The following is a 14,605-nucleotide window of genomic DNA, read 5'->3' as shown; positions in this document are numbered from 1 at the left end:
GAAAGGGGTGTGGGGCTTTTTTTCAGCCGTTCGTTTCACTAAAAAGGAGATAGGTATGTGGAAAATTGTCGTGGGCTTCGTTCTGTTCGCAGCGCTGTCGCTCTTCGTCATCATGAAAGCCGGAGACAAAGTGGACATGAGCGGTGAAAAGCACGGGGCCGATGCCGTGCATGTGCCTGAAACGGCGGCCCCCGCAGCCAGCAGCCCCGCATCGGCGCCCGCGGTGCCCGCCTCGGGAGCCAGCAGCGCTTCCTGAAAACAGGCGGCTGCCCGATGCAGACGTGAAGAAGCCCGCTGATGCGGGCTTTTTTGCCGAGCGCAGACGGTCGGGCGGGCGAAAGCGAGGTTTTCAGCCCCTCAGCGGCGGAATTTCCCGTCCGCGCCGAGGATGGACAGTTCGGCAAAGTCCAGCCCGGTGTGGTCGTCGGGGCCGTAGCTCACCTCCAGGCCGCCCAGATCGACTTTCTGCAAGCCTTCCAGCGCGGCATGGATCCGCTCCCGGGTGGGCTTGGGGCCGGCGCGGCGCAGGCCTTCGACCAGCACCTTGGCGGCCGCGAAACCTTCCAGCATGGCGGGGCTGACTTCCTTGCCCCGGCTCTTGGCGAGGCCCTGCGCTTCGCTCACGAGCGGCACGTTCACGGCGCGCTCATTGGGGAACACCTGGGTGACGATCACACCGCGGGCGTTGGCTCCCAGGCTTTTGGCGAAACCCGCGGAGGCATTGTTGGACAGCGTGGCCACCTGGGCCGTGGATCCTGCGGCGCGCAGGGCCGCGTAGCCTTCGGCCACGGCGGTGCTGGAGGCGATCATCAGCACGGCCTGGGCCTGCGACTGCGCGATCTTGGGCACGAGGGCTCCGAAATCGGGCTTGGTGCGGTCGATTTTCTCCAGCAGCACGGCTTTGAGCTTGGCGGTGTCCAGCCCCTTTTGCGCGCCGACCAGGCCGTCCGCGCCGAAGCTGTCGTCCGCATGGACCACGGCGATCTTGGTGATGCCGGTGGATGCCAGGTGCGCGATGGCCTTCTCGGCTTCGCGCTGGTAGGGCGCCCGCACGTTGAAGACGTTCCGGCGCACGGGCCGGTGCAGCACCATGGCACCGGTGGAGGGGCCGACCAGCGCCACGCCGTATTTGTCCAACAGCGGGATGACGGCCTCGGTGGGCGGCGTGCCGCGCGTGAGAAAGAGAGCGGAGACGTTCTGCTCTTCGATCAGCTTGCGGGCATTGGCCGCGGCCAGTTGGGGGTCGAGCTTATCGTCCAGCGAGATGAGCTGGATTTTCTGCCCGTGGATGCCACCCCGCGCATTGATGGCGTCCAGGTACAGCTTGGCGCCGTCGGTGGTTTCCTGCACCCCTGCGGCCACCGTGCCGGAAAAACCGGCAGTCTGTCCGATGAGGATCTGCGCCTGCGCGGCCGACAGCAGCGCCGTCAAGGCCACGCCCGCGCTGATTTTCTGGAGGGTTCTCATAGCTCTCTGGTCAAAGGATGGAGGGGCGTGCCGGACTCGCTCCGGCCCCGGCATGTCCGGCGATAGCGCTTCTCAGGAAAGAACGTAACCCAAAGGTACGAGGATCGTGCCGAGGCGATGGCCGCGGCTTCCCTCATATCCCCCGGATGGGCCGGGCCACTGCGGCCGCCCGGGCATGCTGCCCGGGCCTTCAGCGGCGGAATTTTCCGTCGGTTCCGATGATAGACAGGTCGGCGAAGTCCAGGCCGGTGTGGTCCTCGGGGCTGTAGCTGACCTCCAGCCCGCCCAGGTCGAACTTCTGCAGCCCTTCCAGGGCCGCCTGGATGCGGTCGCGGGAGGGCTTGGGGCCGGCGCGGCGCAGGCCTTCGACCAGGACCTTCGCGGCGGCATAGCCTTCCAGCATGGCGGGGCTGATTTCCTTGCCCTGGGCCTTGGCGAGGTCCTGTGCCTCGCGCACCAGGGGGAAGTTCATGGCCCGTTCGTTGGGGAACACCTGGGTGACGATCACACCGCGGGCGTTGGCGCCCAGGCTTTTGGCAAAGCCGGCGGAGGCGTTGTTGGACAGCGTGACCATCTGCGCGCCCGATCCGGCGGCGCGAAATGCCGCATAGCCTTCGGCCACGGCGGTGCCCGAGGCGATCATCAGCACGGCCTGGGCCTGCGACTGCACGATCTTGGGTGCGATGGGCGCAAAGTCCGGCTTGGAGCGGTCGAACTTTTCCTGCAGCACGGCCTTGAGCTTGGCGGCTTCCAGCCCCTTTTGCGCGCCGACCATGCCGTCGGCCCCGAAGCTGTCGTCCGCCTGCACCACGGCGATCCGCGTGATGCCCATGGACACCAGGTGGGAGATCGCCTTTTCGGCTTCGCGCTGGTAGGTGGCGCGCACGTTGAAGACGTTCTTGCGCACCGGCTTGTGCAGCACCATGGCGCCGGTGGAGGGTCCGACCAGGGCCACGCCGTGCTTGTCCAGCAGCGGAATGATGGCCTCGGTGTGGGGCGTGCCGCGCGTGAGGAAGAGGGCGGAGACGTTCTGCTCCTCGATCAGCTTGCGGGCATTGGCGACGGACAGTTGCGGATCGAACTTGTCGTCCAGCGAGACCAGCTCCACCTTCTGCCCGTGGACCCCGCCCCGGCCGTTGACGGCGTCCAGGTACAGCTTGGCGCCCTCGGTCGTCTCCTGCACGCCCGAGGCCACCGCGCCCGAGAATCCGGCGGTCTGGCCGATGAGAATCTGTGCCTGGGCCGCCGACAGCAAGGCGGCCAGGACCAGTGCGGCGCCGGTGTTGCGCATGAATGCCATGGTGTGTCTCCAATCCGTGAGGGGTTGCCGAGGAAAGCCCTCTGCCTGGGCGCCACCTTGCCGAAGTTGGCGATTCGTGACAATAGGTAACACCCTGGGTCGAAGGCCTTTTCCATGCCGCGGGCGGTTGCCAACGGCGGCCTTGCCCCGATATGGGAAAACGCCCTACCTTCCGCGCGCGGAAGCCGTCCCTAGAATGCTCCGCCTCCCCTACCCGAAAGACCCCCGATGACCCAGGGATTGATCCGCATCCACGGTGCACGCCAGCACAACCTCAAAAACCTCGATCTGGACATCCGCACGGGTGAGTTGACGGTGGTGACGGGCCCCAGCGGTTCGGGCAAATCCAGCCTGGTGTTCGACACCCTCTACGCCGAGGGCCAGCGCCGCTACGTGGAAACCTTCAGCGCCTATGCGCGCCAGTTCCTCGACCGCATGGACAAGCCCGCCGTGGACAAGGTGGAGGGCGTGCCGCCCGCCATCGCCATCGACCAGACCAACCCGGTGCGCTCCAGCCGCTCCACGGTCGGCACGATGACCGAGCTGAACGACCACCTGAAGCTGCTCTTCGCCCGCGCCGGCCAGCTGTTCGACCGGCAGACCGCGCAGCCGGTGCGCCACGATTCGCCCGAGACCATCTACGCCGAGCTGCAGCGCCGCTGCGCCGAAGCCGGCGACCCGCGCGTGGTGCTGACCTTCCCCGTCGAGCTGCCCGCCAACACCTCGCCCGAGCAGGTCGAGCAGTGGCTGTCCGCCAGCGGCTTCACCAAGGTCCAGGCCGAGCGCGAGGTCGCAACGCCCACCGGGCCCCGCAAGCTGCTCGATGTGGTGGCCGACCGGTTCCGCCTGGGCAATGCCGAGAAGGCGCGGGTGGTGGAGGCCATCGAGGTGGCGATCAAGCGCGGCACCGGGCGGCTGAACGTGTACCGGCTGGTGGACGACGGCGAGCCGGAACTGTGGCGGTTTTCCACCGGGCTGCACTGCCCCGACAGCGACCTGCGCTACAGCGAGCCGATCCCGTCGATGTTCTCGTTCAACTCCGCCGTGGGCGCGTGCGACACCTGCCGCGGCTTCGGCCGCGTGATCGGCGTGGACTACGGGCTCGTGATCCCCAACGAGAAGCTCACGCTGCGCGCGGGCGCGATCAAGACCATCCAGACGCCGGCGTGGAAGGAGGCGCAGGACGACCTCATGCGGCATGCCGAGACCGCCGGCATCCCGCGCGACACGCCCTGGTACAAGCTCACCGAGGACCAGAAGCAATGGGTCATCGGCGGCGCGCCCGGCTACAAGGACGGGCAGTGGAACAAGCAGTGGTACGGCATCAAGCGCTTCTTCGAGTACCTGGAGAGCAAGGCCTACAAGATGCACATCCGCGTGCTGCTGTCCAAGTACCGCAGCTATACGCCGTGCCCCACCTGCGGCGGCGCGCGCTTGAAGACCGAGAGCCTGCTGTGGCGCGTGGGCAGCAAGGAGGACGCCGACATCGCGATCGACCCGGCCCGCCGCTTCATGCCCCAGGGCGTGCAGTGGAGCCGCGCGCAGCTCGAAGCGCTGCCCGGCCTGTGCCTGCACGACCTGATGCTGCTGCCCATCGACCGGCTGCGGCGCTTCTTCGACCGCATGGAACTGCCCGAGGGCGATGCTGCGGCCGGGGGCGACGCGCAGGCGCTCAAGCTGCTGCATGAAGAGATCACCACGCGCCTCAAATACCTGTGCGACGTGGGCATCGGCTACCTCACGCTGGACCGGCAAAGCCGCACGCTCAGCGGCGGCGAGGTGCAGCGCATCAACCTGACCACGGCGCTGGGCACCTCGCTGGTGAACACGCTGTTCGTGCTGGACGAGCCCAGCATCGGCCTGCACCCGCGCGACATGCACCGCATCACCGAGGCCATGCTGCGCCTGCGCGATGCGGGCAATACGCTGGTGGTGGTGGAGCACGACCCGGCCGTCATGCTGGCGGCCGACCGCGTGATCGACATGGGCCCCGGCCCGGGCGAGCGCGGCGGCTCCATCGTGTTCGACGGCACCACGGGCGAGCTGCGCCGCGCCGACACGCTCACCGGCCAGTACCTGGCCGGCACCAAGCAGATCGGCATGGGCTACCAGCGCCGCGTGACGGAGGCCACGCCGCGCCTGATCCTGGAAGGTGCGCGCGAGCACAACCTGCAGAACGTGTCGGTGGAGTTCCCGCTGCAGCGCCTGGTCACCGTGACCGGCGTGAGCGGCTCGGGCAAGTCGAGCCTGATCCAGGACGTACTGGCCCCCGCGCTGCTGCGCCACTTCGGCAAGGCGACGGAGACGCCCGGCGCGCACGACCGCCTGCTGGGCGCGGACCACCTGGGCGAGGTCGTGTTCGTGGACCAGTCGCCCATCGGCAAGACCGCGCGCTCCAACCCGGTGAGCTACGTGGGCGCGTGGGACGCGATCCGCGAGCTGTTCGCCGTGGCGCCGCTGTCGCGCCAGCGCAGCTACACCGCGGCCAAGTTCAGCTTCAATTCGGGCGACGGGCGCTGCCCGACCTGCGGCGGCTCGGGGTTCGAGCACGTGGAGATGCAGTTCCTGTCGGACGTGTACCTGCGCTGCCCCGACTGCGACGGCAAGCGCTACCGGCCGGAGATCCTGGAGGTGACCATCGAGCGCGGTGGCCGCTCCTTCAACGTGGCCGACGTGCTCGACCTCACGGTGAGCGAGGCGGCCGCCCTGTTCGCTGCCGACCGCGACGTGATCCGCGCGCTGCAGCCCATCGTGGACGTGGGGCTGGAATACGTGAAGCTGGGCCAGCCCGTGCCCACGCTGTCGGGCGGCGAGGCCCAGCGCCTGAAGCTGGCGGGTTTCCTCGCGGAAGCGGCACGCGTGGAAAGCAAATCGCGCCAGCCGCTGGCGCGCAAGGGCACGCTGTTCCTGTTCGACGAGCCCACCACGGGCCTGCATTTCGACGACATCGCCAAGCTCATGCGGGCGCTGCGCAAGCTGCTGGACGCCGGGCATTCGCTGGTCGTCATCGAGCACAACCTGGACGTGATCCGTGCCAGCGACTGGCTCATCGACCTCGGCCCCGAGGGCGGCGACGGCGGCGGCCTGCTGGTGGCCGAGGGCACGCCCGAGGACGTGCGCCAGCACCCCACCTCGCACACGGGCGCCGCGCTGCGCGAGTACGAGCAGGCCCTGGGCGCGGGCGGCCACTCGGTGCACGAGAAGGCTGCGGTGCTACGAAAAGAGAAGCAGCGTGCCCTAGCGGAACATGCGCCGGCGGCCAAAAAACGCCATCGAAATCGTCAACGCCAAGGAGCACAACCTCAAGAACCTGAGCGTGGACATTCCGCGCGGCCAGTTCAACGTGATCACCGGTGTGTCGGGCTCGGGCAAGTCGACGCTGGCGTTCGACATTTTGTTCAACGAAGGGCAGCGCCGCTACCTCGAATCGCTGAACGCCTATGCGCGCTCCATCGTGCAGCCGGCGGGCCGGCCCGAGGTGGATGCGGTGTACGGCATTCCGCCCACGGTGGCGATCGAGCAGCGCCTGTCGCGCGGCGGGCGCAAGAGCACGGTGGGCACCACCACCGAGGTGTGGCATTTCCTGCGCCTGCTGTACGTCAAGCTGGGCGTGCAGCACTGCATCCACGACGGCGCCGCCGTGCAGCCGCAGACGCCCGACAGCATCGCCGCGCAGCTGCTGCGCCACTTCAAGGGCCAGCACATCGGCCTGCTGGCGCCGCTGGTGATGAACCGCAAGGGCGTCTACACCGAGCTGGCCGACTGGGCGCGCCCGCGCGGCTATACCCACCTGCGGGTGGACGGGCACTTCCTGCCCACCACGGGCTTTCCGCGCATCGACCGCTTCAAGGAGCACACCATCGAGCTGCCCGTGGCCAGCCTGGACGTGTCACCCGAGAACGAGGGGTTGCTGCGCTCGTCGCTGGCGCGCGCGCTGGAACTGGGCAAGGGCGTGGTCTACGTGCTGAGCCAGCTCGATGGCCTGAAGGACGCCATGGTGGCCGGCACCGCCACCGCGCACATCGGGGCGCTGCAGGCGTTCTCCACCAAGCGCGCCTGCCCCGTGTGCGCCACCAGCTATGCCGAGCTGGACCCGCGCCTGTTCTCCTACAACAGCAAGCACGGCTGGTGCCCGGACTGCGTGGGCACGGGCGTCAAGCTCACCCGCGAGCAGCGCAAGGTGTTCGACGACTCGGTGCAGGACGACAAGGAAAAGGGCCGTGAGCAGACCTTCGCCGAGCCCGAGGCCGAGGACGTGGCCGACGTGGCCTGCCCCACCTGCCAGGGCACGCGGCTGAACGCCACGGCCCGCGCCGTGCGCTTCGGCGAGAACGCCGCCGCCGGCCGTGCGGGCGTGGGCATCGCCGACATCGCCGCTCTGTCGGTCACCGACATCCGGCAGTGGATCGAGGCGCTGCAGCAGGGCGCGGCCTTGAGCCAGCGCGAGGCCGACATCGCGCGCGACCTGATCCCCGAGATCCAGAGCCGGCTCGAATTCCTGGAAGAGGTGGGCCTGGGCTACCTCACGCTGGACCGGGGCGCGCCCACGCTCTCGGGCGGAGAGGCGCAGCGCATCCGCCTGGCGGCGCAGCTGGGCAGCAACCTGCAGGGCGTGTGCTACGTGCTGGACGAGCCCACCATCGGGCTGCACGCGCGAGACAACCAGATCCTGCTGAACGCGCTGCACAAGCTGGGCGACAAGGGCAACACGCTGGTGGTGGTGGAGCACGACGAGGACACCATCCGCCGCGCCGACCACATCATCGACATCGGCCCGAGCGCCGGCAAGCGCGGCGGGCGCCTGGTGGCGCAGGGCAGCGTGGCCGACGTGCAGGCCGCCGAGGATTCGCAGACCGGCCGCTACCTGCTGCATGCCATGCGGCACCCGCTCAAAGCCCGTCGCCCGGTGGTGCCGCCCGTGCACATTGCCCGCTCGGACGCTGCTATTTTGATAGCTAACAAGGCAGAAAGTACTAGGGCATCCGGCCAAAAAGAGGCCGAAACTGCCGAGCCGGAGCACTGGCTGACCGTGCGCGGCGCGCACCTGCACAACCTGCAGCGCGTGACGGCCAGCGTGCCGCTGAACCGCCTGGTGGCCGTGACCGGCGTGAGCGGCTCGGGCAAATCGACCCTGGCGCGCGACGTGCTGCTGGCCAACGTGCAGGCCTGGGTGCAGCAGCGCTCCACCAAGGCCGGGCGCGATGCGATGGACGCCGGCAAGGCGCCGCCCCTCGTGGGCTGCAGCGGCCTGTCGGGCTTCGAGACGGTGGACCGCGTGCTGGAGGTGGACCAGACCCCCATCGGCAAGACGCCGCGCAGCTGCCCCGCCACGTACATCGGCTTCTGGGACACCATCCGCAAGCTGTTCGCCGAAACGCTGGAGGCCAAGGCGCGCGGCTATGCGGCCGGGCGGTTCAGCTTCAACACCGGCGAAGGGCGCTGCCCCAGCTGCGAAGGCCAGGGCATCCGCACCATCGCCATGAGCTTCCTGCCCGACGTGAAGGTGCCCTGCGAGACCTGCCACGGCGCGCGCTTCAACCCCGAGACGCTGGCCGTCACCTGGCGCGGCAAGAGCATCGGCGACGTGCTGCAGATGGAGGTGGACGAGGCGGTGGAGTTCTTCGCCAGCATGCCCGGCATCGCGCACCCCCTGCAACTGCTCAAGGACGTGGGCCTGGGCTACCTCACGCTGGGCCAGCCCAGCCCCACGCTGTCGGGCGGCGAGGCGCAGCGCATCAAGCTGGTGACCGAGCTGACCAAGGTGCGCGACGAGGTCGCCGCCGCGGCCAGAAGGCGCCGCACACGCTCTATGTGCTGGACGAGCCCACGGTGGGCCTGCACATGGCCGACGTGCACAAGCTCATCCAGGTGCTGCACCGGCTGGTGGACGGCGGGCACAGCGTGGTGGTCATCGAGCACGATCTGGACGTGATCGCCGAGGCCGACTGGATCCTCGACCTGGGGCCGGAAGGCGGCCGGGAAGGGGGGCGCATCGTCGCGGCCGCCGCGCCGGAAGAGGTGGTGCGTCTGGGCACGCACACGGGCAAGGCCCTGGGGCCGGTGCTGGCGCGGCCATAGGGAGCTGGTTGTAGAGCGCAACGCATGGGACCCTAGGTGGACTTCCCCAAGGTCTCCCCCATGCATTCGGAGAGGCGCGCCAAGCCGATGCGCAGTGCCCGAACGCCTTCAACCCATGGACGTGCGCTGCAGTGTGGGAATGACTTGGGTGCCGAAAAGCCGGTAAGAATTTTCAAAAGAGGCCCGGTCTTCTCGGTTTCCCGCAAAGAATCCGACGATGTTGGCGGCACCCGTCACCCTCGCTTGTTCAACGATTTGCTCACTCACTTCGGAGGGGGTGCCCGCAATGATGTCGTCCCCCAGGATGGATGGCATCTGCGCTTGCGCTGCCAGGGCATGTTCGTTGGCCTCTGAAGCGCTCCGGGCGACGAAGATGCAACGGCGGATCGCCAATTGCTCAGGGTGGCAGGTATGCCCGTTCTCGGCCCACGCACTCCGGTAGTTGTCGAAGAGTTCTTTGATTTGCGGCGTCGCCAAGAAGCCGGTGCACGCCTTGTACCCGCGTTGCGCCACTTCTTGCGCCGAAGCATTGCTGCGGATCGTGGCCCACACCGGCGGGCCGGGCCGCTGAAGCGGCCTTGGCAGCACGGGCAATTGATCGAACGACCAATATTGGCCATGGTGCGATAGCGTCGGATGGCTCCATGCCTTGTCCAGAATTTCCAGCGCTTCATCGAACATGGGAGCGATGTCCTTTTGGGCAATGCCGACGGCATGCGCTTCCAGCGGGTTGGAACCACGGGCAACGCCGACTTCCAGTCTTCCCCCGCTCAGGTGGTCCAACATGCCCACCTCTTCCAAAAAACGCCACGGGTGCCAAAGGGGCAGTACCCAGCCCAAGATGCCGATGCGCAAAGTTCGCGTTCTGGCTGCGAGGGCGGCGGCAAGGATGCCAGGAGCAGGGGAAATCCGGGCACCGCTGAAGTGGTGTTCACTGAAGAATATTCCGTGAAAGCCAAGATGCTCGGCTTCGGTCCACAGTTTGAGGCGCCACGCGAACTCTTCTTGAAATGCGTCGCGGCAATGGGCTGACGCAGCGGGATCGGCGGAAGTGTTCAGCTGTTCGAAGATCCAGGGTTTTATGGTGGTTTTGAGAGGCCTATATAGAGTCGGAATCTTTTCAGAAGATCGTTCAGGCGTGAGGAGGGAGTCGTACATGTATAGGGAAGTTTGTAGAAAGCGTAGTGGAATGGTTGTGAATCAAAGGAATGAAAAACGCTCTCCCGTGTAATCGCGATGGTCATCCATATCTGGCTCATCGCACGTCCTTCGGGCGATTTAGCTCATTCCGCATTTCGCCCTTCAATTTTTGCAGCGTCCCATCTCTTTAATTCAACGGCTCTGGCGAGCATTTCCAATGTAAGTGGAACTTTCATTGCCTCTTTTCTTAGCTTCGCTCGAAAACCGGGAAAGGGTAGTAACAGCATTTTGAATGGATTTAATCCCTCCCCGTTAAAGTATCTATGGAAATCGAAGGTTGCATAATCTACTTCGAATTTTTCAAAAAACTTTTCCATGAAATCAACTGCGTCGTCTCCTGTAATTTGTAGATCGTCCTCAATTGTCGTGAGTTGATTTATGGTTTTGCTCGGGAAAATTCCAGATTCCTTTCTGGCGAAATCCTCTATTTCTTCGATAAGATGTCTTTTCATTAAAAAATCCTATCATCTTCTTTTGCAATTGCATTGTAAGCACGTACAGACTCTGTGGAAATTCTGTAAGCGTCATAAGCGAGCATAACAACTCCAATCACTGGAATAGATCGTCCTACAAATGTGCCTATATTCTTGACAAACAATACTTTTAATTGAAGCATGCTCTTCCAGGTGATTGTGGGAAGGATTTTGTATTTCAGTTCAAATGGAAGAGCTTTTCTTGATACAACAGAAGCAATAGATGTTCCTTTTGTAGCGCCGGCGAATTTTCCTCTGGTGGGAAGCATAGGGTAGCCAGCAATAATAGCCCCCAATGCTGTAACGTCTTCTACGCCGAAGTGCCGTGCCGCGGTGTCGACAAAGACCAGAAAGAATAGTTCCTGAGGTTCCAGTTGTTCATGAATTCCGAAAGCATATGTATAGCTCAATGTAACCTCCTTTTTATATAAAGCTGCTCACTATCTGGAATTTTCTTTTCTGATTACAGAGTCAAATGCTCGAGGAAGCATTTTTAAAATTTTCCTGTTGATCTACACGATCAACCGATCCATTTCAAAGAAATGACGAAACGCTCTCCCGTGCAATCGCGTTGATCATGCCCTCATAAACCTGCATGACCTTTTCGTAAGCGCCGGGCTTTTCTCGCAGCATATTTTTGACGTAATCCATCCTGCTGTCGGAGCATTCGACACCGGATGCGCATCGATTGACTACGTCGAATTCGGTTGAATCGCAATTCAAACCCAAACCACAAGGCAGCAGGTAGATGGCAAGACCCACATCGGTATCGGAGGTGAGTGGGTAGAAATGGCCATTGAATTTGTATCCACGCGTGCCCGTGTCGGGATCGGCTTGCAGCGCGATGCGTGGCCCGATATCTTCGATCACCATTGGATCTTGGGTTGCCAGCAGTTGGGTCAATGCGGCTTTTCGATTTTGCTTTTGCTCCTCATTGCTTTTGCTGAGGCCGGTGGTTTTTTCTAGAAAAGCTTTTTCTGCGAGCAGCAAGGGGTCTTTGTCCCGCAGGCCGTTGGATTTGACTTCAGAAATTCTGCTATCAGACAATTCATCCGCGATGAAGTTGCTGCATCGGGCCCGCAAAATATCGGTCGCTTTGGAAATGGCGCCATATTTTTCATCGTTCTTTCCGATGCTGTAGGGCGTTTGTACTTGTTTAAAGTATTTTCCTGCGACGATACTTTTGCATTGGGACAACGCTTGCGCTGCGTAATAAGTGCCACCGCGCTCGGGGTGTTGCAACGCGTACAGGACGAACTCGCGGAGATCTTTGGATCCGTTGTAGCGGTCCAAAATTGGAGCGGATAAGGCCGTTTTTTTTCGATGAGGCTTCGTCAGGGTTTTGTTTTGCTCCGTCAAGGCTCGGAGCAACGTTCAAATGCGAACCGCCAGTGTTCTGTATCACATTTTCAGTGGAAGGGCGTGCGTTTTTTGGGGTTGGCTTGCTCACCATTAAAACACCGACCACTGCAGCGATACCGATGGCTGAAATTACTGCGAGCCTTTTTTCTATTTTTTTTGCATGCTCGTCATCCTTGATTGCATTTGCGGTGGGTCGGCTTGTTGATGTTGATGGAGTCAGGAAATGGAGTGTCTATCAATTGATGGAAGAGTATTTGTAGCCTGGATTGATCGCCCAGGTTTCTCTGCTGCCATCTGCGTACGAAACAGTAAAGCCATTGTATGTGACCCCATTCATCGAGATTTTAAAATCCCTGGCGAAATCTCGGTAGGCATCCAGCGTTCCAAGATTTGTCATGTCATTGAATACCTCTTGGGCCGCCAGCCAGCGATTTGTCACATCCGAGTTTTTTGTCGTGCTTTTAGCGCCTGAACTCACCCTTGCGACGCATACACTCGTCCCACTTTCAATGGCGGACATCTGAGCCATGATGTCGATGCTGTCTCCTAAAACGACAGTTCCATAATAGCCTGGGCTGTTATAAAAGCCGGTGAATGGATCTGGACTGGCTACCACGGTCACATCTGGCAGAGCCGGCTCATTCGTTAGTCCAACAGGTGAATGTGCCAACCCGAAAAAAGTAATGGACGGATAAAGCAGATACTTGATTTTCATTTTCCTCCCTTATCTGAAGTTGATTGGATCAACTTTCTGAAGGGTGGAATTATTGTTATTGAGATGTCCACCGTCAATTGCTTTTTCGTAACAAAAAAGTACGTAATATCAAGGCTGCTCATGTCTTGTGAACGAGGTAGTCCTTGTGGGCGCATAGGCATCCACTGGCCCAGTCACCGGCGAAATCAACAGCCGCGATGGGAAGCCGGTGACGCTCCACGATTTGCACACAAACGCTCGATAGACGGTCAAGGTTGGGGGGCCAGACTGCGCTGCAGATGCTGAAGGCCAAGCCCGTTGCGGGATGCCAAGGCATGCAAGCCAAACCTTTGGAGCCCCTTCCGACATGAGCCAAGACAACGCCCAACTGCTGGCCGACGAAGCAAAGTACTGCTCCTTCGGCGACACCGTTCACTACGTCAACCCGCCCAAGATCTTCGACGGCTGCGACGGCAGCTACATGTACGACGCCGAGGGAACGCCCTACCTCGACCTGCAGATGTGGTACTCGGCCGTGAACTTCGGCTACAGGAACAAGCGGCTGGAAGAGGTCATGATCCGCCAGCTGCAGACCCTGCCGCAGGTGGCCAGCCAGTACCTGCACCCCACGAAGATCGAGCTGGCGAAGTTCATCGCCCAGGACGCCGAAGCCAAGTGGGGCAACGCGGGCCGCGTGCACTTCAACGTGGGAGGCGCGCAGGCCATCGAGGATTCGCTCAAGGTGGTGCGCAACGCCAGCGGCGGCAAGAGCCTGATGTTCGCCTTCGAGGGTGGCTACCACGGCCGCACGCTGGGCGCCTCCAGCATCACCTCCAGCTACCGCTACCGCCGCCGCTTCGGCCACTTCGGCGACCGCGCGCAGTTCCTGCCGTTTCCCTATCCCTTCCGCCGCCCCAAGGGCATGACGGCCGAGGAATACTCCGAATCGCTGGTGCAGGAGTTCGCGCGCAAGTTCGAGAACGAGTACCACGCCGTGTGGGACCCCAAGACGCGCCAGTGCGAATATGCGGCCTTCTACGTCGAGCCCATCCAGGGCACGGGCGGCTACGTGGTGCCACCGGCCAATTTCTTCAAGGGCCTCAAGAAGGTGCTGGACGAGCACGGCGTGCTGCTGGTGGTCGATGAGATCCAGATGGGTTTCTGGCGCACCGGCACGCTGTGGTCGGTCGAGAACTTCGGCGTGAAGCCCGACGTGCTGGTGTTCGCCAAGGCGCTGACCAACGGTCTGAACGCGCTGTCCGGCCTCTGGGCGCGCGAGGAGCTGATCAACCCCACGATCTTCCCGCCGGGCTCGACGCACTCCACCTTCGCCTCCAACCCGCTGGGCACGGCGCTCGGCCTGGAGGTGATGAAGATGACGCACGAGATGGACTTCGGCGCCCAGGTGCGCGACAGCGGCGCCTACTTCCTGGAAGGCCTCAAGGACCTGCAAAAGCGCCACAAGGAGATCGGCGACGTCGACGGCCTGGGGCTGGCGCTGCGGGCCGAGATCTGCACCGAGGACGGCTTCACGCCCAACCGCGCGCTGCTGGACAAGATGGTGGACATCGGCCTGGAAGGCAATCTCGAATACCAAGGCCAGAAGCGCGGCCTGGTGCTGGACGTGGGCGGCTACTACAAGAACGTCATCACGCTGGCGCCGTCGCTCATGATCACGCGCCCCGAGATCGACGAGGCCCTGGTGCTGCTGGAGCAGCTCCTGACGCGCGCCAAGCGCAGCTGATGCCCTGGCGCAACGCGCTCGAGCCGCAGGCGCTGGCCGGGCACTTCGCGGCGCACCCGCCGCAAGGCTTCACGGTGCTGCAGGGCCTGCCGGCGCCGGCCTTCGCGGCGCCGCTGGACCTGCTCACCACGGCGGACGATGCCCTCAAGGCCCGGGTGCGGGCGCTGCCGCTGTTCGCGCGCTGGTCCCGCTGGCTGCGGGTGGCCACGGGGTTCGTGGGCACCACGGTGACCGAATACGCGCCGCTGCCCGCGGATGGCACCGCGCCCGAGGCCCTGGCGCAGGCC

The 14,605-nt window shown here is 63.4% G+C and carries 9 protein-coding genes and 2 pseudogenes; 4 read left to right on the top strand and 7 right to left on the bottom strand.

Going from position 1 to position 14,605, the window contains the following annotated elements; all coding sequences use genetic code 11:
* The first annotated feature begins 55 nt into the window (after nucleotides 1-55).
* Complete coding sequence (locus tag AC27KI_RS05975) at nucleotides 56-256, top strand: hypothetical protein (RefSeq protein WP_284404718.1); 201 nt, start codon at nucleotides 56-58, stop codon at nucleotides 254-256.
* A 101-nt stretch (nucleotides 257-357) separates the two neighbouring features.
* Here the strand turns inward: AC27KI_RS05975 and AC27KI_RS05970 are convergent, their stop codons facing one another.
* Together AC27KI_RS05970 and AC27KI_RS05965 are read right to left on the bottom strand one after the other, a co-directional pair.
* Nucleotides 358-1,467 carry an ABC transporter substrate-binding protein gene (locus AC27KI_RS05970; RefSeq protein ID WP_487089351.1) on the bottom strand — a complete coding sequence of 370 codons (1,110 nt, stop codon included), beginning with the start codon at nucleotides 1,465-1,467 and terminating at the stop codon, nucleotides 358-360.
* A gap of 190 nt (nucleotides 1,468-1,657) precedes the next feature.
* Nucleotides 1,658-2,758, bottom strand: a complete 1,101-nt coding sequence (locus tag AC27KI_RS05965) for an ABC transporter substrate-binding protein (protein WP_272569813.1) — start codon at nucleotides 2,756-2,758, stop codon at nucleotides 1,658-1,660.
* Between the two features lie 237 nt (nucleotides 2,759-2,995).
* Here AC27KI_RS05965 and uvrA point away from each other — a divergent pair.
* A pseudogene (gene uvrA / locus AC27KI_RS05960) lies at nucleotides 2,996-8,845 on the top strand (excinuclease ABC subunit UvrA).
* A 108-nt stretch (nucleotides 8,846-8,953) separates the two neighbouring features.
* Here uvrA and AC27KI_RS05955 read toward each other — a convergent pair.
* From AC27KI_RS05955 to AC27KI_RS05935, 5 genes are all read right to left on the bottom strand, one after another.
* Nucleotides 8,954-10,003 (bottom strand): LLM class flavin-dependent oxidoreductase, encoded by a 1,050-nt coding sequence (locus AC27KI_RS05955; RefSeq protein ID WP_487113030.1) that lies wholly within the window; start codon nucleotides 10,001-10,003, stop codon nucleotides 8,954-8,956.
* 125 nt (nucleotides 10,004-10,128) lie between these two features.
* Nucleotides 10,129-10,497, bottom strand: coding sequence for a DUF1493 family protein (locus AC27KI_RS05950; protein WP_487113028.1), 369 nt, complete (start codon nucleotides 10,495-10,497; stop codon nucleotides 10,129-10,131).
* Entirely contained in the window at nucleotides 10,497-10,928 is a 432-nt protein-coding gene (locus AC27KI_RS05945) for an STM2901 family protein (protein ID WP_487113026.1), read from the bottom strand. The genes AC27KI_RS05950 and AC27KI_RS05945 overlap by 1 nt, the downstream gene beginning before the upstream one ends.
* 124 nt (nucleotides 10,929-11,052) lie before the next feature.
* Nucleotides 11,053-11,877 carry a hypothetical protein gene (locus AC27KI_RS05940; protein WP_487113024.1) on the bottom strand — a complete coding sequence of 275 codons (825 nt, stop codon included), beginning with the start codon at nucleotides 11,875-11,877 and terminating at the stop codon, nucleotides 11,053-11,055.
* A 238-nt stretch (nucleotides 11,878-12,115) separates the two neighbouring features.
* Nucleotides 12,116-12,595 (bottom strand): hypothetical protein, encoded by a 480-nt coding sequence (locus AC27KI_RS05935; RefSeq protein ID WP_487113022.1) that lies wholly within the window; start codon nucleotides 12,593-12,595, stop codon nucleotides 12,116-12,118.
* A gap of 346 nt (nucleotides 12,596-12,941) precedes the next feature.
* Here AC27KI_RS05935 and AC27KI_RS05930 point away from each other — a divergent pair, with 346 nt between their 5' ends.
* Both AC27KI_RS05930 and AC27KI_RS05925 read left to right on the top strand, forming a co-directional pair.
* Complete coding sequence (locus AC27KI_RS05930) at nucleotides 12,942-14,318, top strand: aspartate aminotransferase family protein (RefSeq protein WP_487113020.1); 1,377 nt, start codon at nucleotides 12,942-12,944, stop codon at nucleotides 14,316-14,318.
* Nucleotides 14,318-14,605 (top strand): annotated as a pseudogene (locus AC27KI_RS05925) (GNAT family N-acetyltransferase); the annotation flags it as partial. The gene AC27KI_RS05930 and the pseudogene AC27KI_RS05925, both read left to right, overlap by 1 nt.

The organism is Acidovorax sp. KPB24-03 (assembly GCF_057546605.1).
Note: the sequence above shows the minus strand (reverse complement) of the source record. Positions and strands in the feature narration are given on the sequence as shown.